The sequence below is a fragment of the Acidimicrobiales bacterium genome (assembly GCA_035540975.1).
Taxonomy (GTDB): Bacteria; Actinomycetota; Acidimicrobiia; order Acidimicrobiales.
Genome location: DATLFN010000170.1, coordinates 1 through 19792 on the forward strand (window position 1 = coordinate 1; position 19792 = coordinate 19792).

General features: G+C 75.2%; 18 protein-coding genes and 1 pseudogene. 5 read left to right on the top strand and 14 right to left on the bottom strand.

Features of this window, described 5'->3' with window-relative positions:
- Both VM242_16615 and VM242_16620 read left to right on the top strand, forming a co-directional pair.
- The coding region (locus VM242_16615; GenBank protein HVM06778.1) for a hypothetical protein at positions 1-460 on the top strand (460 nt) is incomplete at its 5' end.
- A 188-nt stretch (positions 461-648) separates the two neighbouring features.
- Entirely contained in the window at positions 649-1326 is a 678-nt protein-coding gene (locus VM242_16620) for a hypothetical protein (GenBank protein HVM06779.1), read from the top strand.
- Between the two features lie 13 nt (positions 1327-1339).
- Here VM242_16620 and VM242_16625 read toward each other — a convergent pair whose 3' ends face one another.
- The 10 genes and pseudogenes from VM242_16625 to lepA all read right to left on the bottom strand — a co-directional run bounded on the left by VM242_16625 (position 1340) and on the right by lepA (position 11388).
- A complete protein-coding gene (locus tag VM242_16625; protein ID HVM06780.1) occupies positions 1340-1879 on the bottom strand; it encodes a hypothetical protein in 540 nt (179 codons plus the stop codon).
- A 67-nt stretch (positions 1880-1946) separates the two neighbouring features.
- Positions 1947-2978, bottom strand: a pseudogene (gene hemW / locus VM242_16630) (radical SAM family heme chaperone HemW).
- Positions 2979-3012: 34 nt separating this feature from the next.
- Positions 3013-3546, bottom strand: coding sequence for a transcriptional regulator (locus tag VM242_16635; protein HVM06781.1), 534 nt, complete (start codon positions 3544-3546; stop codon positions 3013-3015).
- Positions 3547-3620: 74 nt separating this feature from the next.
- Positions 3621-4346: an RsmE family RNA methyltransferase gene (locus VM242_16640; GenBank protein ID HVM06782.1), complete on the bottom strand. Its 726-nt coding sequence runs from the start codon at positions 4344-4346 to the stop codon at positions 3621-3623.
- Positions 4347-4350: 4 nt separating this feature from the next.
- Complete coding sequence (gene dnaJ / locus VM242_16645; GenBank protein ID HVM06783.1) at positions 4351-5532, bottom strand: molecular chaperone DnaJ; 1182 nt, start codon at positions 5530-5532, stop codon at positions 4351-4353.
- A gap of 7 nt (positions 5533-5539) precedes the next feature.
- Positions 5540-6541 (bottom strand): heat-inducible transcriptional repressor HrcA, encoded by a 1002-nt coding sequence (gene hrcA, locus VM242_16650; protein ID HVM06784.1) that lies wholly within the window; start codon positions 6539-6541, stop codon positions 5540-5542.
- Between the two features lie 89 nt (positions 6542-6630).
- Positions 6631-7083 carry a hypothetical protein gene (locus tag VM242_16655; GenBank protein HVM06785.1) on the bottom strand — a complete coding sequence of 151 codons (453 nt, stop codon included), beginning with the start codon at positions 7081-7083 and terminating at the stop codon, positions 6631-6633.
- Positions 7084-7202: 119 nt separating this feature from the next.
- Complete coding sequence (locus tag VM242_16660; GenBank protein ID HVM06786.1) at positions 7203-8474, bottom strand: nucleotide sugar dehydrogenase; 1272 nt, start codon at positions 8472-8474, stop codon at positions 7203-7205.
- A 77-nt stretch (positions 8475-8551) separates the two neighbouring features.
- Positions 8552-9448, bottom strand: a complete 897-nt coding sequence (locus VM242_16665; protein ID HVM06787.1) for a GGDEF domain-containing protein — start codon at positions 9446-9448, stop codon at positions 8552-8554.
- Between the two features lie 143 nt (positions 9449-9591).
- A complete protein-coding gene (lepA, locus tag VM242_16670) occupies positions 9592-11388 on the bottom strand; it encodes a translation elongation factor 4 (GenBank protein ID HVM06788.1) in 1797 nt (598 codons plus the stop codon).
- A gap of 262 nt (positions 11389-11650) precedes the next feature.
- Between lepA and VM242_16675 the strand changes: the two genes are divergently transcribed.
- The 3 genes from VM242_16675 (at position 11651) to rpsT (ending at position 16150) form a co-directional block, all read left to right on the top strand.
- Positions 11651-13294: a S8 family peptidase gene (locus VM242_16675; protein HVM06789.1), complete on the top strand. Its 1644-nt coding sequence runs from the start codon at positions 11651-11653 to the stop codon at positions 13292-13294.
- Positions 13295-13356: 62 nt separating this feature from the next.
- Positions 13357-15834 (top strand): bifunctional diguanylate cyclase/phosphodiesterase, encoded by a 2478-nt coding sequence (locus VM242_16680; GenBank protein HVM06790.1) that lies wholly within the window; start codon positions 13357-13359, stop codon positions 15832-15834.
- Between the two features lie 46 nt (positions 15835-15880).
- On the top strand, positions 15881-16150 hold the full coding sequence (rpsT, locus tag VM242_16685) for a 30S ribosomal protein S20 (protein ID HVM06791.1): 270 nt from the start codon (positions 15881-15883) through the stop codon (positions 16148-16150).
- A 21-nt stretch (positions 16151-16171) separates the two neighbouring features.
- Here rpsT and holA read toward each other — a convergent pair whose 3' ends face one another.
- The 4 genes from holA to VM242_16705 form a co-directional block, all read right to left on the bottom strand.
- On the bottom strand, positions 16172-17149 hold the full coding sequence (gene holA, locus VM242_16690) for a DNA polymerase III subunit delta (GenBank protein ID HVM06792.1): 978 nt from the start codon (positions 17147-17149) through the stop codon (positions 16172-16174).
- Positions 17146-17775 (bottom strand): dihydropteroate synthase, encoded by a 630-nt coding sequence (locus VM242_16695; GenBank protein HVM06793.1) that lies wholly within the window; start codon positions 17773-17775, stop codon positions 17146-17148. The genes holA and VM242_16695 overlap by 4 nt, the downstream gene beginning before the upstream one ends.
- Positions 17721-19493 (bottom strand): ComEC/Rec2 family competence protein, encoded by a 1773-nt coding sequence (locus VM242_16700; GenBank protein ID HVM06794.1) that lies wholly within the window; start codon positions 19491-19493, stop codon positions 17721-17723. Before VM242_16700 ends, VM242_16695 begins: the two co-directional genes overlap by 55 nt.
- A 4-nt stretch (positions 19494-19497) precedes the next feature.
- Positions 19498-19792 (bottom strand): helix-hairpin-helix domain-containing protein (locus VM242_16705; protein HVM06795.1); only part of this gene is annotated, 295 nt, incomplete at its 5' end.

Here is a 19792-nt window from a genome sequence, read left to right on the forward strand (position 1 = left end):
GGGCCTGGTGTCGGGCTCCCTGCTGCTCCTGCCTCCGGGCGGCCCCGGCCCGTCGCCGGCGGCCGCACCGTCCCGTCCGCGACCGGCTCCGACGTCGACCACGACCGCGCCGGAGCCGGTCGCCGAGCGGGTGTGGCCGCGCCTCCCGCTGGACGTCGCCGACGGTGTGCTCACCTTCGCCGGCGTCCGCTACTCGGTCGGCGACCCCGGCGACGCCGTCGTGGCCGGCGACTGGGCATGCACGGGCGAGCCCACCGTCGCCCTCCTGCGCCCGGCGAGCGGCGAGGTGTTCGCCTTCGACGCGTGGGCCCGCCCCGGCGCCGACGTGACGGCCCGGCCCCTCGGGGTCGTCGAGGGCGCCACCGCCCTGCGGGTCACCGACGCCGACGGCGACGGCTGCGACGACCTGGAGGTGGAGCGCATCGCCGGCGCACCGGTGCCGGTCCGGGTGCGCACGTGACCGCCCGGCGCAGAGGTACCGGCCGGGGTGCCGCTCGCGGCGCACCCGGGAGCGGTAGGCGCACCGGTGCCGGTCGCGGCGCGCCCGGGAGCCGCCGGCGTGCCGCCGCCGTCGCCGCCTGGGCGACCTTCCTGGCCGGCTGCGTCGCCGCCCTCCACGGCCTGGGCGGGCCCCTCGCTCCCCCGCCGTTGTCCGACCCGTCGGGCCTCGGGCCGTGGCTGGACGCCCGCCTCCCGGCCGAGGCGGCCGTCGCCGTCGCCCGGCTCGCCGCCCTGGCCCTGGCCTGGTACCTGCTGGCGGCCACGGCGGCGGGCGTCCTGGCGCACGTGTCCGGCGCCGCGTCGGCCGTGCGCCTGGCCGACGCCGTGAGCATCCCCACGGTGCGGCGGATCGTGCACGGCGCCGTCGGCCTGTCGCTGGTGGCCGGCACCGCCGGGGTGTCACCGGCGGTCGCGGTGGCCGACGCCATCGGCGGAGCGGCGAGCGGCCCGCCCCCCACCATGCGGGTGCTGCCCGAGGCAGCGGCCGCCGTCCTGCCCCCCGGCGTTCCTGCACCAGGAATCGACCGCACGCGGTCGATTCCTGGTGCGAGAAGCGCCGAGCCGGCGGCGACGGCCGACGAGGCGCCGGGCCGTCCCGGGGCCGGCGACGCCGGCCCGGTGACCTGGACCGTCGGGCCGGGCGACCACCTGTGGGGCGTCGCCGAGCGCACCCTGGCCGAGGCATGGGGCCGGCCGCCCGGCGATGCCGAGGTCGACCCCTACTGGAGGGCCGTGATCGAGGCCAACCGCGACCGGCTGCGCGACCCCGCCAACCCCGACCTCGTGTTCGCCGGCCAGGTCCTGGTGCTGCCGCCGCTGCCCTGACGGACTGCGGAGGCTACGGCGCCGACGTGGTGGTGGTCTCCTCGGCCGGCGCGCTGGTCGTCGTCCCGGCCTCGCCCCCGGTGTCGGCGTCGCCCTCGGTGACGGCGTCGTCGTCGGAGCAGGCGGTGATGCCGGCGGCGGCCAGCTTCTCGTTGGTGGCCGTGAACGGGTCCTCGCCGGTGTCGAAGAGGGCCTTGGCCGCCTCCGGGCTCGCGCTCGCCCGGACCAGCTTCTCGCGGTCCGCCCTGGCCTGCTCCACCGCCTCGTCGAGCCTGCCCTCCAGCTCCCCGGGGGCGTCCAGGTCCTCGAAGTCCTCGATGGCCGCGTCGACCTTGGGCACGAGCTTCTGCCACAGCTCCTGCATCTGCTCGGGCGTGAACGTGATCTGCGGGAACTCGGCGGCCACCGCCTTGACCTCGCCGTCGAGGCGGTTGCACACGGCGTCGCCCCGGGCCGCCACCTCGGCCGCCGTCAGGCTGTCGCCGCCGCCGCCGCACGCCCCGACCGCCAGGCCCAGCATCGCCAGACCCGCCCCGATCACAACCTTGCGCACGAGCGCCCCACCTTCCTCCGTAGTCGCGAGCGGACCACGGTAACGCAGCCGCCCCCGGAGCCGGGCCTCAGCCCAGGCGTACGGCGACCTCGTTGCCGAGCAGCCGGCCCCGCCGGGTGAGCACCACGCGGCCGTCCCGCTCCTCGAGCAGGCCGGCGAGGGCGCGCCGGTCGCCGGCGCCCAGCGCCCCTGCCGGCACGCCCGCCGCCGTCCGCAGCGCCAGCTGGAGCCGCTCCCGCCGGCGTTCCTCGTCGCCCAGCATCTCGCCCGCCGCCTCGGGCGACCGCCCCGCCCGCACCGCCTCGATGTAGCGCTCCGGCGTGCGCACGTTCCACCACCGCCGGCCGCCGACGTGGGAGTGGGCGGCGCAGCCGATGCCGCGGTAGTCGCCCTGGGCCCAGTAGAGGAGGTTGTGGCGGCACCGGTGGCCGGGCCGGGCCCAGTTCGACACCTCGTACCACCGCAGCCCCGCCGCCTCCAGCGCCTCGTCGGCGGCCGCGTACTTGTCGGCCTGGTCGTCGTCGTCGGGGTGGCGTGCGGCGTCGGCGGCCAGCGGGGTCCCCGGCTCGACGGTCAGCGCGTAGGCGCTGACATGGGGCGGAGCGAGGGCGAGCACACCTTCGACGGTCGCCCGCCAGTCGTCGGGCGACTCGCCGGCGCCGCCCAGGATGAGGTCGACGCTCCACGACGGGAAACCGGCCCTCGCCACCAGCCGGGCGGCAGCCATGGCGGCCCCGGGAAGGTGCGACCGTCCCAGGCCGGCGAGGACGTGGGGCCGCAGCGACTGGACGCCGAGGGAGATGCGGGTGACGCCGGCCCGCAGGTAGGCACCGAGCAGCGCGGGCGTCACGTCGTCGGGGTTGCACTCGACGGTCACCTCGGCGCCCGGCCGCCGGGGGACGGCGGCCAGCACCGACGCCAGGAGCGGAGACGGGAGCAGCGACGGCGTGCCGCCGCCGAAGAACACGCTCGACGCGGCGGGGAGCCGGGCCGCGGCGAGCTCCGACACGCAGGCGGCGGCGTAGTCGCCCATCAGGTGCGACCGGTCAGTCCAGGTGGCGAACGCGCAGTAGTCGCAGCGCCGCGCGCAGAAGGGGACGTGGACGTAGACGCCGAACGGCGCCGGGAGACCGCTAGCCGTCGGAGCGGAGGCTGAGGGCGTCCAGCCGGCTGCGCATGCCCTCGGCGGTTGTGTCGAACAGGCAGCCGATGGCCCGCACGTCCTCGGCCCGGATGGTGAGCACCCGACCGTTGAAGTCCTGCCGCTGCACCTGGATCATCCCGAGGTAGCGCCGCAGCAGCTCCTTCTCGGGAGCCGACGTCGCCTCCAGGCGGGTGAGATCGATGGTGACCCGGCCCGAGGGGTCGTCGCGCGGGCGCTCCTCGACGCCTTCGGCCAGGGCCTCGGCCTGGCCGGTGAGGACACCGTTGACGTCGCGCGGCAGGAGCTGGTCCACCGGCACGTTGTAGAACGCGGCCAGGCGCTGGAGCCGGGGCACGGAGATGGACCGCTCGCCCCGCTCGTAGGCCCCCAGGACGGACGCCTTGAACTCCTGGGCAGAGGACGCCTCGACGGCCTGGAGCGACAAGCGCTTCTGCTTCCGGACGAACCGGAGCCGCTCGCCCACCCGGCGGGCGTACGCGCTCGACATCGTCTCCTCGGTCACCGGCTCCCCCTCTACTGCAATGCCTCAATGTAGCCGCTGCGCGGCCTTCTTCCCACCCTCCGTCGCAGAAAATACTACGGCTTGTGACCTTCGTCCCGAGACCGCCGGGTCGGCCAAACCACCCCCGCCCGCAGCGCGCACAGCACGACGGCGGCGGCCAGCGCCGCCGTCTCCGCTCGCAGCACGGTGGGACCGAGGCCCACGGCCGGGAGGCCGCACGCCAGCTCGTCGGGTGCCCACCCGCCCTCCGGCCCCACCAGCAGGGCGGGGCGCACCAGGTCGGGGGGCTCGCCACCCGGCGCGGCCAGGGCCCCGCCCGTACCCACGGCCGAGACGGCGCCGGCGAAGTCGGTCACCTCGGCGACGTACGGGAGGCGGGCACGGCGTGACTGCATGGCGGCCTCCCGCGCCACCCGGCGCCACCGATCGGCGGCGGCCGCCGCCTTGGCCTCGTCCCACCGGACCACCGACCGGGCGGCGCGGAACGGGAGGATGGTGTCGACGCCCACCTCGGTCAGCTTCTGGACGACCCACTCCGGGCGCTCGCCCTTGGTGAGGCCGAAGGCGACCGTCACCGGCGGGCCGGCGGCCTCGTCCTCCCGGAGGGGCCCGGCGGCCTCGAGCGCCCCGTCCCGCCACACGCATTCCCGCCACCGCCCCCGCCCGTCGGCCACGGTCACCGCCTCGCCGTCGCGCAGCCGCAGCACGCGCGTGAGGTGGTGGCGGTCGTCGGGGGCGAGCACGGGGGCCTCCGGGTCGGCCACGAAGACGTGGGCCGCAGCCCGGGGCAGGAGCGCCACCGCGCTACTTGAAGGCGCTGCGGATCTTCGAGAACAACCCCGACTCGGGCGGGTCGACGATCTCGCCGCGCGCGGCAGCCAGCTCCCGCAACAGCTGCTCCTCGTCCGGCGCCAGCCCGGTGGGCGTGTCGACGACGATGCGCACGAGCAGGTCGCCCCTGCCCCGGCCGTGGACGTCGGGCACCCCGAGGTTGCGGAGGCGCACGATGCGGCCCGTCTGGGTGCCGGCCGGCACCGCGACCTCGGTCTCGCCGTCGAGCGTCTCGAGGGGGAGATGGGCACCGAGGGCGGCCTGGCTGACCGACACGTGCAGCTCGGCCAGCAGGTCGTTGCCCTTGCGCTCGAAGCGCCGGTCGGGCCGGACCTCGAGGTGGACGTAGAGATCGCCCGGGGGACCGCCGCGCGGCCCCGCCATCCCCCGGTCGCTCAACCGGAGGGTGATGCCCGAGTCGACGCCCGGGGGGACGGTGACCTTGAGGGTGCGGTCGTCCAGCACCCGGCCGTCGCCGCGGCACGACGGGCACGGGGTGGCGATCGACTCGCCCGTCCCGCCGCAGCGCGGGCACGGCCGCGACGTCACCATCTGGCCGAGCAGCGACTGGCGCACGGTGCGGACCTCGCCGCTGCCGGCACACTGGGCGCACGTGGTGGCCGACGTGCCGGGTGCGGCACCCGACCCCGAGCACTGGTCGCAGGCGACCGCGGTGCGGACCGTCACCTCCTTCTCGACGCCGAAGACCGCCTCCTCGAAAGCGAGCGTCACGTGCACCTCGGCGTCGGCGCCCCGCTGCGGCCCCGTGCGCCGGCGCCCGGTGCCGAAGCCGCCGCCGCCACCACCGCCACCGCCACCGCCGAACACGCTCCCCGATCCGCCGCCGAAGAACGCCTCGAACAGGTCGCCCAGGTTCCCGAGGTTGGCGCCGGCGAAGGGGTCGCCCCCGGCGCCGCCGGCCGCCCCCGCGCCCCGCAGGCCCTCGACGCCGTAGGTGTCGTACCGGCGTCGGCGCTCGGGGTCCCGCAGCACCTCGTAGGCCAGGGTGACCTGTTTGAACCTCTCCTCGGCGTCCTTGTCGCCCGGGTTCCGGTCGGGGTGGAGGTCGCGCGCCAGCTGGCGGTACGCCTTCTTGATCTCGTCGTCTCCGGCCGTGCGCGCCACGCCGAGCAGCTTGTAGAAGTCGGTCTCCACGAAGGTCCTAACCCTCGCTCAGCCGCTCGCCCAGGCGCTGGCTCACCATGGCGACGGCGGCCAGGGCCTGCGGGTAGTTCATCCGGGTGGGGCCGAGCACGCCGATGGTGCCGCCGATCCTCCCCTCGACCTGGTACGGCGAGACGACGACGGCGCACGTGGACAGCGGCTCGAGGCCGTGCTCGGAGCCGATGGCGACGGACAGGCCGCGATCGAGCACGTCGCGCAGGAGGGTGACGACCACGTACTGCTGCTCGAGGGTGCCGAGCACCTTGCGCACCGTCTCCACCGCGTCGAACGCCCCGGCCATCCGCGAGACGCCGCCGAGGAACACGTGGTCGGGCCCGTCGTCGGCCGTGTCGACCAGAGCCCCGAGCGCGGTGGCCACCACTGTGTCGGCGACGGCGTCGCCGGTGGGCGCCGCCGCGCCGCGGTGGCCCAGCGTGTATCCGGTGAGGTGGGCGGCGAGGCGGGCGCTCGCCGTCGCCACCCGGCCGTCGTCGACGTTCTCGGCCAGCTCGACCACTCGCTTCTCCACCACGCCGTTGCCGAGCACGACGACCACGAGGGCGACGTGGGGGGCCAGGCGCACGATCTGCGCCGACCGGATGACCGACGCCTCGTGGGGCGGGCCCACGACGACGGCCGCGTAGTCCGTGAGGCTGGACAGCAGGCGGCTGGTGTCGTGGAGCATGCGCTCGAGCTCGCCGTGGGCGGTGTCGAAGAACTCCCGCACCCGCTGCCGCTGCTCGGCCTCCAGGGTGCCGGGCGCCGTCAGCTGGTCGACGAAGAAGCGGTAGCCCTTGTCGGTGGGGATGCGGCCGGCGCTGGTGTGGGGCTGGACGAGATAGCCCTCGTGCTCGAGCACCGCCATCTCGTTGCGCACGGTGGCCGACGATACGGGCAGCCGCGCCGTCCGAGCCACGTGGGCCGAACCGACCGGCTGCGCCGTCTCGATGTACTCCTCCACGACGGCCCGCAGGATCGCCGCCTTGCGTTCGTCCAGCATCTCCACGTCCTCAGGCCCTCGACCGGCAGCCGGCGGCCTGGCACTCGATTGTACCGAGTGCTAACCGCGGGGAGCGCGCCGCCCCGCCGTCAGGCGCGCCGCTCGGCCGCTTCGACGACCTCGCGGCCCACGCGGCCCTCGCCGCCGCCGTCGCTGCTGCCGTCGCCGTTCGAGCTGGCCTTCGCCGCCTTCTTGCCCGGCGCCTTCCTGGCACCCGCCGCCGCGGTCGAGGTGGAGGACGACCTCTTGGCCGGGGACGCCTTGTCGCCGGAGGCCTTCTGGGCGGAAGCCTTCTTGACCGGCACCTCGTGGTCGTGGTCGTGCGCCTCCCCCTGGTGCTCCGACTCGAAGTCCTCGTGCGGGTAGTGGGCGTGGGTGATCGACGCGTGGTCGTGCTCGTGCTCGTGCTCGGAGCTGAGATGGTCGAACCCACCGGCGATCCGGTTGTGGTTGTGGGTCACGTGGTAATGCCGGTGCGTGTGCACGACGGCCTCGTGCTCGTGCGACTCCCAGGAGGTCTGCTCCTCGTGTCCCTCGGCCATGGCCCCTCCTCGTCGACGGTCGGTTGCCTCGTTCCTACCCCGCCTCCCCCGGTTCGCACCTTTGGCCGGGTGCGCCCCCCAGCCTAGGAGAGCGCCCGGCCCGGCGCCGCTGCCTCGATCTACAGGTGCTCGACGTTGGGGGCGGCGGGCAGGCGATGGCGCGTGTCGAGGACGTAGCGGGCGGCGGCGACGGCGTCGTAGTCGAAGGCGTCGTGGTCGGTGAGGACGACGACCGCGTCGGCGGCGGCGACCTCGGCGGCGGTGACGTCCACCCGCACCACGCGGGCGTCGACATGGCCCTCGACCACGTGCGGGTCGGCGGCGTGCACGATGGCGCCGAGCCCCAGCAGCCGCTCGGTGAGCACCGTCGCCGGCGACTCGCGGTCGTCGCTCGAGTTCTTCTTGTAGGCCAGGCCGAGCACGAGCACGCGGCTCCCGTTCAGGGGCAGGCGCCGCCGGTTGAGCGCCACCATGAGCCGCTTCACCACGTAGTCCGGCATGTGGTCGTTCACGTCGTTGGCCAGCTCCACGAAGCGGAAGCTGTGGCCCAGCCGCCGCCGCACCCGCCACGACAGGTAGCTCGGGTCGATGGGGAGGCAGTGGCCGCCCACGCCGGGGCCGGGCGTGAAGCGCAGGAAGCCGAAGGGCTTGGTGGCGGCGGCGTCGATCGTCTCCCACACGTCGATGCCGAGGTCGCCGGCGAACATGGCGATCTCGTTCACCAGGGCGATGTTCACGTGCCGGAAGGTGTTCTCCAGCAGCTTGGCGAGCTCCGCCTCCTTGGGGCTGCTCACCGGCACGGTCCGCTCCACCAGCGACCCGTAGAACGCCTCGACGGCCTCCAACGAGCGGGCGTCGATCCCCGACACCACCTTGGGCGTGTTCCGAAGGCCCCACGACGGGTTGCCGGGGTCGATGCGCTCGGGGCTGTACCCGAGCAGGAAGTCGCCGCCCGCGGCCAGGCCCGACGTCTGCTCCAGCAGCGGTCCCAGCAGCTCCTCGGTCGTCCCCGGGTACGTCGTCGACTCCAGGACGACGGTGGCGCCGGGCCGGAGGTGCCCGCCCAGGGTGACCGCCGACGCCTCGATGTACGAGAGGTCGGGGTTGCCCTCGCGCAGCGGCGTCGGCACGGTGATGACGGCGACGTCGAAGCCGGCCAGCGCGCCGGCGTCGGACGTGGGCACGTACCGACCGGAGCCGAGGGCCGAGGCCACGACGTCGCCGGGCACGTCCTCGACGTATGACTCGCCCGAGGCCAGCCGCTTCACGCGACTCTCGTCTACGTCGTAGCCGACGACGTCGTGGCCCACCTCCACGGCCCGCATGGCCAGTGGGAGCCCGACGTACCCCTGCCCGACGACGACCACCTTGCGCGAAGCAGACCCGTCCACCGGACCATGGTCGCGTACGGGACGGACGCCGCCGTCAGCACCCGGGCGCTGCCGCTCGCTGCGGGGGCCGGCCGGAGTCAGGGTTGGCCCGGCAGGCGCCGCTCGCGCGGCGACTTGCGTCGTGTCTTCTCGGCGAACATGACCTCGTCCGCCTCGCCCCAGGCGTCGGCCATCCCCGCCGACGGGCGCCGTACGGCGCCGCCGACCGACGCGGCCGCGCCCTCGGCGGCCAGGGCGTCGCGGAGCCGGGCCACGAGCGTCTGCATCTGGGGCTCGTCGCAGTCGAGCGCGAGCACGGCGAACTCGTCACCGCCCGTGCGGGCCAGGAAGTCGCTGTCGCGGCTCGACTCCCGGATGACCCGGGCGACCAGCTTGAGCAGCAGGTCGCCGCTGAGGTGGCCCTGGGTGTCGTTGATCTCCTTCAGTTCGTCGAGGTCGACGACGATGACCGCCGCCGGACCGCCGTAGCGCCGCCGGCGCCGCTCCTCGCTCGCCAGGGCCCGGTCCCAGCCCCGCCGGTTGGCGAGCCCGGTCAAGGGGTCGGTGAGCGCCTCGACCTCGACCTCCCGGATCTTGCGCGCCGCCGCTTCGGCCCGTTCGGCCTGGGTGGTGGCCTCCCACTCCGAGATGGCCAGCGCACCGAGGAGCTCCGTGAGGGTGGCGAGGTGGGCGACGTCCACCCCCCCGCCCGTGGCCGTCTCCGCACCGATGCCCACCAACGCGCCGAACGTGACGCCCTCGGCGGCGATGGGCACCACCAGGTCCGACCCCGGGTCGGGCCGCAGGCGGTAACCGGGGGCGGGCCGGTTCCCGTCACCGGCCGCCGAGACGACGACCAGCTCGTCGCCGTCGCCGTCGCCGTCGCCGTGGGCCACCACCCACACCCCGCTCCCGGCGTACCCGGCGGCAGCCTCCGCGACCCGCTCGGCCACCCGCCGGAAGCGCACGGAGACGGGGCTCCGCCTGTCCGCCATGGAGCTCATGCCCACCTCTCTCCTCCGTCGGCAAGGGTAGAGGAAGGATCCGCTGGGTGAACGGCGGAAATGCACGGCGGTCACGTCGCCGACGACAGGCCGCCCCGCCGGCGATCGCGTCACGAGCGACGGAGCCGACCGCGTCAGTCCTCGTCGAGGCGGAGGGCCGACACGAACGCCTCCTGGGGCACCTCGACCCGCCCGATGTTCTTCATCCGCCGCTTGCCCTCCTTCTGGCGTTCGAGCAGCTTGCGCTTGCGGGTGATGTCGCCTCCGTAGCACTTGGCGAGGACGTCCTTGCGCTTCGCCTTCACGGTCTGGCGGGCGATGAAACGACCGCCGATGGCGGCCTGGATGGGCACGTCGAAGAGCTGGCGTGGGATCAGCTCGCGCAGCTTCTCGCACATCCTGCGGCCGTAGTCCTGCGCCTTGGTGCGATGGATGATCGAGGAGAAGGCGTCGACGGGCACCCCGTTCAAGAGGATGTCGATCTTCACCAGGTCGGACGCCTCGTAGCCCGCCGGCTCGTAGTCGAGGCTGGCGTAGCCCTTGGTCCGGCTCTTGAGCTGGTCGAAGAAGTCGACGACCACCTCGGCCAGGGGGACGCGGTACACCAGCTCCAGCCGCTCGGGCGACAGGTACTCCATCTTCACCATGTCACCGCGCCGGGTCTGGCACAGGTCCATCACCGTCCCCGTGTACTCGGCGGGGAGGAGGATCGTGGTGGTGAGGAACGGCTCCTCGATCGCCTCGACCTGGTTGGACGCGGGCATGGCGCTCGGGTTGTCGACCTCGACGACGGCGCCGTCGGTGAGATGGGCCAGGTAGGCGACGCTCGGTGCGGTGGCGATGAGCGCCAGGTCGAACTCGCGCTCGAGGCGCTCGCGCACGATCTCCATGTGGAGGAGCCCGAGGAACCCGCACCGGAAGCCGAACCCCAGGGCGCCCGACGTCTCCGGCTCGTAGGTGAAGCTCGAGTCGTTGAGCCGCAGCTTCTCGAGCGCGTCGCGCAGGTCGGCGAAGTCGTCGCCCTCCACCGGGAACAGGCCGCAGAACACCATCGGCTTGGGGTCCCGGTAGCCGGGGAGCGGCTCGGTGGCGCCGTGCGACGAGGTCGTCACCGTCTCACCGGAGCGGGCCTCCCCCACGTCCTTGATCCCGGCGATGAGGTAGCCCACCTCGCCCGGCCCGAGGGTGGCGACCGGGGTGGGGACCGGAGTGCGGATGCCGACCTCCTCGGCGTCGTGGGTGGCGCCCGCCTGAATGAAGCGCAGGCGCTGGCCCACGCTGAGCGTGCCGTCGACCACCCGCACGGCGCTCACCACGCCGCGGTACTGGTCGTACGACGAGTCGAAGATCAGCGCTCGCAGGGCGGCTTCGGCGTCGCCCCTCGGCGCCGGGATGCGCTCGACGACCGCATCGAGCAGCTCGGGGACGCCGGCGCCGGTCTTGGCGCTGATGCGCAGGATGGTGTCGGCCGGGATGCCCAGGACGTTCTCGATCTCCGCCGCGTACCGATCGGGGTCGGCGGCCGGGAGGTCGATCTTGTTGAGGGCGGCGACGATGTCGAGGTCGTGCTCCAGGGCCAGGTAGCAGTTCGCCAGGGTCTGCGCCTCGATGCCCTGGGCGGCGTCGACGAGGAGCACGACGCCCTCGCACGCCGCCAGGCTGCGGCTCACCTCGTAGCCGAAGTCGACGTGGCCGGGAGTGTCGATGAGCTGGATCACGTGGTCCCGCCACGCCACCCGCACGTTCTGGGCCTTGATGGTGATGCCGCGCTCGCGCTCGAGGTCCATGGAGTCCAGGTACTGCTCGCGCATCTCGCGTGGGTCCACCGCGTTCGTCGCCTCGAGGATGCGGTCGGAGAGCGTGGACTTCCCGTGGTCGATGTGGGCGACGATGCAGATGTTGCGGATGCGGTCGAGGGGGGTGCCGGGCATGTAGCGGTCATCGTACGGGCCGGGCTCCCCCCGCCACCGCGCCGCGTGGTCGTCGCCCGGCAGGTGCCGGAACCGGAACGTCGCCGGCAAGGTGCGCGATCCCGTCGCACCCCTCCTTACCCCCTTCCTGCTACCAGCTGGGTTGCAACCCTTCAACCCCGAGGGGCCCTGCCGATGGAAGGGTCGGCTGTTCGGGGCGGCAAGGAGGGAGAACCGGGTGAGGCGCAGGGGCGACATGGCCGTCTTTCGTTCGCATCGCGGCATGTGGGGCGGCATCGCTGCCGTCACCGCCGCCATCTCGGTGGTCGCCACGCTGGCCGGGGCTCCCGCGCCGGCGCCGGCCTCGCGTGGGCCCGCCGCCGACGACCGGCCCCTGGCCGAGGTCATCGTCCAGGGCAGGGGCACCGACGCCGCCGCCGCCGTCGAGCGGGCGGGTGGCACGGTCACCCGTGCCCTCCCGGTGGTCGACGGCGTGGCCGCCAGCGTGCCGGCGGCCGGCCTCGGGGCACTGGCGGCCGAACCCGGCGTCGTGGTGACGCCCGACCTCCCCGTGCGCGTCCAGGCGACGGCATCCAGCTCGTCGTCCCCCAACTCGGTGTACCGCAAGGTCATCGGCGCCGACGCCTTCGACGCCGCCGGTCACGACGGTACGGGCGTCACCGTCGCCCTGATCGACACCGGCGTCGCCGCCGTTCCCGACCTGTCCGGGCGGATCGTCCCCGTCCGGGACGACGTCAGAGGCACGGCCTCGTCGTGCGTGAACCTTTCCGGCGAGTCCGGCTGCGGCGACTCCTACGGCCACGGGACGTTCATGGCCGGGATCATCGCCGGCACCGGGGCGTCGTCGGGCGGCAAGTACCGGGGCGTGGCGCCCGGCGCGCGGATCGTGTCGCTCAAGATCGCCGGCCGGGACGGCGCGGCCGACGTGTCGACGCTGCTCGCCGCCATCCAGTGGGTCGTCTCGTTCAAGGACACCTACGGCATCAAGGTCCTGAACCTGTCGCTCGGCACCGACTCCACGCAGACCTACCGCACCGACCCCCTCAACTACGCGGTGGAGCGGGCGTGGGGGTCCGGGATCGCCGTGGTGGTGGCGGCGGCCAACCTCGGCCCGCTGCCCGGCACCATCTCCAAGCCCGCCGACGACCCGTGGGTCGTGACGGTCGGTGCCGTCGACGATCGCGGCACGCCCGGCCTGGGCGACGACCACCTTCCCGACTTCTCGTCCCGCGGGCCGACGGCCGCCGACGGACTGGCCAAGCCCGACGTGGTGGCACCCGGTGCCCACATCGTGTCGCTCGACGCCCCCGGCAGCGCGCTGGCCTCGGCGTTCCCGGCGACCATGGCCGGCGGCTACCGCAAGGGCAACGGGACGTCCATGGCCGCCGCCGTCGTGTCCGGCGCAACCGCCCTGCTGCTCGACGCCGACCCGGCGATGACGCCCGACCGCCTGAAGTTCGCGCTCACCGCCACCGCCGCGCCCACCGCGACCAGCGACGTCATGGAGGTGGGCTCGGGCATCGTCCAGGCCGACGACGCCCTCGCCGCCCCGGCGGGCGTGGCCAACGCGGGCCTGGACCGCTCGAACGGCACCGGCAGCCTCGACGCCAGCCGCGGCACGGTGAGCGTGCAGACCACCAGCTGCGGCCTCCTGGGCTGCGTGCTCGGCACCGTGGTCACCGGTTCGTACACCGCCCAACTCCTGCTGTGGGACCCGATCGGCTTCACCACGGGATCGTGGGGCCCGGCCACGTGGTACACCTCCACCTTCTACCTGTCACCCTGGCACACCGTGACGTGGGAGGGCGGCAAGTGGCAGGGGGGCAAGTGGCAGGGCGGCGCCGACGCTACGACCACCTACGGCGGGAAGTGGCAGGGCTCCGCCTGGTACGGAGCGTGGGAGTAGACGGCGGCGACGCCTCGCGGGCGACAACCGGCGATCGACCGATCCCGCTGTCGATCGCGTGGGTGACCGCCGGCCTCGGCGCCGGCGCCGCCGCCGCCGGGATCCTCTCCGGCGAGATCCGGGAGCCGGGGGTCGCGACGGACGAGCCCTTGCTAGCCATCGTCGCCCTCCTGGCGGCGCTGACGGTTGCGGCGCGGCTCCAGGTGCGCTTCTCGTACCGCGACCACTTCGAGGCGCTCGACCTGTTCGAAGCGGTCCTCGCTCCGATTGTCTTCGTCCTCCCCGGCCCCACCGCCGTCGCCATGGCGGCCGCCGCCATGGCCGTGTCCGAGTCGCTCCTCGGCACCTCGGCGGTGAAGCGGTGGTTCAACGTCGCTCAGTGGGCGGCCGCGACGGGGACCGGCTCGCTGGTGTTCGCCGCTCTGAGCGACAGCGGCGGCATGTCGGCGCGCAACGTCGCCGCCCTGGCGGCGGCCATGGGGACCATGGCAGCCGTGAACCACATCGCCCTGATGTGCGTCTTCGCGCTGAGCTCGCCGGGCCCGTTCCGCCAGGTGATCGACGGCATGGCCCCGGCCATCCGGCTTCTCGCCGTCAACGGGGTGGCGAACTTCGCCTTCGGCGTGCTCCTGGTCGCCGCCATCCAGGCCGGCGCTTGGGTGACGCCGCTCTTCCTCGTCCCGCTCGGGATGCTTCACTGGGCGAACCGGGGCTACGCCGAGAGCCGGGCCGACCGCGCCCGGCTGCGCGGGCTCCAGCAGGCCACGCACGCCCTGGTCGGCCCGCTCGACCCCCGCGACGCCGTGGGCGACTTCCTGGCCGAGGTGCGGCGGCACTTCGCCGTCGAGGTCGTCGAGGTCGTGCTCCCCGAGGGCGACGGCTACCGGGTCGTGCGCCTCTCCCGCGACGAAGCGGTCGACGCCCGCTCGTGGACGTGCCCGGCCGACGCCGACACCCTCGCCCTCGCCCTCCTGCGCGGCGGCGTGCCCGCCCGGGTGGGGGCCAGCCAGGGGGACGGTCCGCTCCGCGACCTCCTGCGCTCCGAGGGCTGGCGCGACTGCCTGGCGGCGCCGCTGCCTTCCAAGGGCCTGGTCGACGGCGTCCTGTGCACCTACAACCGCACCGGCCTCCAGGGGTTCGAGGCGGGCGAGCTGGCGGTGCTCGAGGCGCTGGCGCGGGAGCTCGCCGCCGCCCTGGAGAAGGCCGACCTGGTCCAGGAGGTCCTTCACCAGGCGCTCCACGACGGCCTGACCGGGCTCCCCAACCGCACCCTGTTCAACCAGCGGGTGCAGCGGGCCATCGCGGCGGCCGAGCCCGTCGCCGGGCAAGTGGCCGTCCTGCTCATCGACGTCAACCGCTTCAAGGAGGTGAACGACACCCTCGGCCACCACAACGGCGACCTGCTCCTCCAGGACTTCAGCACCCGCCTCCAGCACACCCTCCGCCCGGGCGACACGGTGGCCCGCCTGGGCGGCGACGAGTTCGGCATCGTGGTGCCCCGCGTGGTCGACGCCGACGGCGCCGTCGGGGTGGCCGAGCGCGTCCTGCGGGCCATCGGCGATCCCTTCCCCCTCCACGACATGACCCTCGACGTCGACGCCGCCATCGGCATCGCCGTCTTCCCCGAACACGGCGAGGATCCCCTCACCCTGTTGCAGCGGGCCGACGTGGCCATGTACGCGGCGAAGTCGTCGCACGCCGGCTACGAGGTCTACACGCCGGAGAACGACCGCTACAGCCCCCGCCGGCTGGCCCTGGTCGGCGAGCTGCGCAGCGCCGCCTCCCACGGTGAGCTGCACCTGCACTACCAGCCGAAGTGCGACCTGCGGACGGCGCGGATCACCGGCGTGGAGGCGCTGGTGCGCTGGGAGCACCCCCGGTACGGGCCGGTGGCGCCCGACGAGTTCATCCCCGTGGCGGAGCAGACGGGCAGCATCGCCGCGCTCACCAGGTTCGTGCTGGAGGAGGCGCTGGCCCAGTGCAGCACCTGGGGGCGGGCCGGGGTCGACCTCGGGATGGCGGTGAACGTCTCCGCCCGCTCCCTCCTCGACACCGACCTGCCCGACGAGATCGACGCCCTCCTGCGGTCGGCCGGCGTCGCCGCCCACCGCCTCACCCTGGAGGTGACCGAGAGCAGCGTCATGGCGGACCCGGTGCGCACCACGTCGGTGCTCGACCGCCTCCACGACCTCGGCGTCCACCTGTCGATCGACGACTTCGGGACCGGGTACTCGTCGCTGTCGTACCTCCAGCGCCTCCCCGTCGACGAGATCAAGATCGACCGGTCGTTCGTCCAGCGCATGGCCGCCGACCGCAGCGACGACGTGATCGTGCGCTCGACCATCGACCTCGGGCACAACCTGGGCCTGCGGGTGGTCGCCGAGGGCGTGGAGGACAAGGAGAGCTGCGACCGGCTGTCGTCCCTCGGCTGCGACGCCGCCCAGGGATATTGGCTCAGCCGCCCCGTGCCGGCCGCCGAGATCACCGGGCTGGTGGCGCGGCGCGAGGAGGCGGGCTCGCTGTTCCCTGCCGCCGGCTGAGGTCGGGCGGACGGTGCGGCCCACCCGCTGCTAGGGTTGAACCCCCGTGGCGAACATCAAGTCCCAGATCAAGCGCAACCTCCAGAACGAGCGTCGGCGCCTGCGCAACAAGGCGGCCCGCTCGGAGATCAAGACCCGCGTCAAGCGGGCGGTGTCCGCCGCCGAGGCGGGTGCCGAGGAGAGCGCGGAGGCGTTGCGCCTGGCCGTCAAGCGCCTCGACAAGGCGGCGGCCAAGGGCATCATCCACAGGAACCAGGCGGCCAACCGCAAGTCCCGCCTGATGCGCCGCATCGCCCGCATCTCCGCCGAGAGCTGACCTCCCCGCTCCCTCCCCCGGTCAGCGGGCGGACCTGAGCCGGCTCAGGCGGGCCACCAGCACCTCCATCACCACCGACCCGGGCAGGGCCGTCGCCCCCCGCAGGTCCAGGTCGGCGCCGGCCAGCAGGGTGATGGCCCGGGCGACGCCGTTCGGGCCCAGGCGCCGGGCCTGGTCGAGCGCCTTGCGGGCCGGGAACGGCGCCGTCCCGAGCAGGGCGGCGGCGGTCCCCTCGTCGGCCACCCCGGCGCCGTCGAGACGCAGCATGCCCGCGTAGTGGCGGTGCAGCGACGCCATGATCGCCAGCGGGTGGCGGTCGCCGGCGCCCATCATCCGGTGCAGCTGGGCCAGGGCCGCCGCCGTGTCGCCCTTGTCGACGGCGTCGGTGAGGGCCCAGGGGGCGACGCCCCCGGCCTCGCCGAGGAACGGCTGGAGCTCGGCCTCGCCGACCCGCGCCCCCACGCCGTAGGCGGCGGCCAGCCCGTCGAGCAGCGTGGTCAGGCGGCCGACGTCCTCCCCGAGGTGGCGGCCCAGGGCGGCGGCGGCCCGGGCGTCGAGCTTGACGGGGGCAGACTTGAGCCGGGCGGCCAACCACTGGTCGCGGGCCTTGCCCGTCCCGGCGCCGGCGTCGACCACCTTGCCGACCTTGCGGACGGCGTTGACCAGCTTGGCGCTCACCTGGCCGCCCCCGCCCGTGAGCACCAGGGCCGTCGTCGGCAGGGGGTCGGCCAGCCACGCCAGCATCGGCGCCAGCTCCTCGGTGACGAAGCGCCCCACCTCGCGGGCCACCACCACCCGGCGCTCGGCCAGGAACGGCGGGGTCGAGCAGGCGTCGGCGATGGCCGCCGGCGTGGCCTCGTCGCCGGCCAGCTCCTCGACGGCCATGGGGTCGCCCCCGCTGAGCTCGCCGACCAGGCGGCGCACCTCCTCCCCCACCAGCACCGGGTCGTCGCCCTTCACCAGCCAGGCGTGGAGGGCGGTGCCGCCCGCCGGGGTCAACGGGCCTCCAGGACGGCGGCCACGGCGTCTGCGACACGGCGGGCGGCCCGCACGTCGGTGGTCCGGACCACCCGGTACCCGAGGGCGACGCCGACGCAGGCCGTGGCCAGCCCGGGCCGGGGACCGAGGTCCAGCACCAGCGGGCGGCCGGCGCGGCCGGCGCCCGGGAAGGGGAAGCCGGGGTCGAGGGCGATGCGTTCGGGCCGGATCCCTGCGGCCTCCGCCTGGGCGGCGCGGGCGTCGAGGGCGGCGGCGCCGGCGGCCCCGGGTACGGCGAGCACGACGGTGGCGCCGGCGCCGGCGGCTGCGGCCAGCCAGTCGGGCCCGGCCGAGCCGAGGCGGTCCTCGGCGAACGCGGCGCCCGCCTCAAAGGCGGCGACCGCCACGCCGGCCGACGTGGAGGCCACGCCCACCGGGGCCTCGTGCGCCGCCGCCAGCACCTCGACCGCCGCGACCAGGCCGTCGCCTCCGTCCACCACCGGTCCATCGCCTCGGTCCACCACCAGGGCGTCGGCCCCGTCGGCCACCAGCGCCCCGGCCCGCTCGACGCGCGACGCCTCGACCACGCCGATCACGAGCGCCCGGGAGCGGAGGTCGAAGGCACGCGACCCGAGGCAGAGGAGCACGGGGGGAACGTACACGGGCCCACCTCGACGGCGAGGCGGGGCGCCACCGCCGTCACCCGCACCACCAGGCGCCCGGCCGTGACCGTGGTCCCCGGGCGGGCGTTCGCCGCGGTGAGGACGAGCCCGGCCGGGTGGCGGTCCAGCACCGGGGCGAGGGCGGCACGGGCCGACCGGGAATCGCTGGTGAGCACCACGACCGACACGCCGCGCACCCCGCTCGCCCGCAGGGCGCCGAGCAGCGGCCCGGGGCGGGGGCGGTCCACCACCAGCACGGTGGCGTCACCGGAACGCCACAGCCGGGCGTCGCCGGCCAGCACCCGCCCGCCCGCCGACGGCGCCGGGGCGAGCATCGGCCACAGGCACACGCCCAGGGCGGCGACCGCCGCCGGGCCCCTCGCCCGGCGCACGGCGAAGGCCAGCAGGGCGAGCACGCCGAGGACGGCGACCGCCCCGGCACCCAGCTGCCCGAACGGGGCGGCGGCCGCCCAGCGCGCCACGCCGGCGATCCAGGCGACCAGCAGCCGGGTGGGGAGGTGCACGGCGCTCGCCACCGGGTCGCCGACCAGCCCGGCGGGCAGGCCGGCGGCCAGGCCCCACATGGTGACGGGGGCGGCGGCCGGCACGGCCAGCAGGTTGGCGGGCAGCGACGCCACCGGGATCCCGCCGAACAGCGGGACGATCACCGGGACCACCCCCACCTGGGCGGCGACGGTGACGGCCAGGGGCGTCGGCATCCGCCGGCTGAGCGGCCCGGCCAGCACGGCGATGCCGGCGCAGGCCCCGCACGACAGGACGAAGCCCACCGAGCCCACCAGCAGGGGGTCGACCAGGAGCAGGGCGGTGACCGCCAGGGCCAGCGCCCGGGCGGTGGACGCCGGGCGGCCCGCGGTGGTGGCGAGGAGGGCGACGGCGGCCATGGCCGAGGCGCGGATCACCGAGGGCTCCCAGCGGGTGAGGACGCCGAAGGCGACGAGCACGCCGACCCCGCCCAGGAGGCGGCCGCGCAGCCCGAGCGGGCGCAGGGCGGGCGCCGCGAGGGCCAGCACGAAAGCGACGTTCTGCCCGGACACGGCCAGGAGGTGGGTGAGGCCGGCGCCCCGGAAGTCGTCGACGCTCGCCGGGTCCTGCTCTCGGTCGTCGCCCAGCACCAGGCCGGTGAAGAGGGCACGGAGCTCGGGCCGGAACGACGACGTCCCCCGCAGCAGGGTCCGCCGCACGTCGTTCGCCACCCGGGCCAGAGGGTGGCCCGGCGTCCACGACCCGACCTCGTCGACCGACATCCGGGCCGCGACGTGGCGGCGGGCGAGGTACGCCCGGCTGCGGGCGGGCACGGGCGACAGGCGGCCCCGCACGTCGACCGTCTCGCCGGCCAGCCGGGGGCGCAACGCCGACGCCGGGGCGCCCCGCGCCCAGGCCTCCACCCGGCGGCCGCCGAGGCGCAGCTCGACCCGCAGGGCGCCGTCGACGTCGTCGGGGTCGGTGACCAGAACGGCCCGCCCGCCGGCGCGCGTACCCGCCGCCGGCGGGTCGAGCCCGGCCCACGAGGCGGCGCCCAGCGCCGACGCCAGGACGGCCGCCCCGACGCAGAGCCACGCCGGCCGGCGGGCGGCGAGGGCGACGACCACCAGAGCGACCCCGGCGCCGCGGGGAAGGGGCCGGGCCAGCCAGGCGCCGAGGGCGGTGGCCGCCGCCAGCGCCACCGCCCACCGGTCCGTCACCGGCTCACACCTTCACCTTGGAGCGGAGTGCGGCCAGCTTGGCGTCGCCGATGCCCCGCACCTCCAACAGCTCGTCCACCGCCGCGAACCGGCCGTGCTCGGCCCGGTGGTCGAGGATCGCCTGGGCGGTGGCCGGCCCGACGCCGGGGAGGGCGTCGAGCTGCTCGAGGGTGGCGGTGTTGAGGTCGACGGGGCCGGCCGCCGGGCTGCCGCCGGGCCCGCCCGCCCCCGCTCCCGCCGGCGGCGCCTCGCCCCGTCGGGGCACGTACACCCGGTCGCCGTCGGCGACCCGGGCGGCC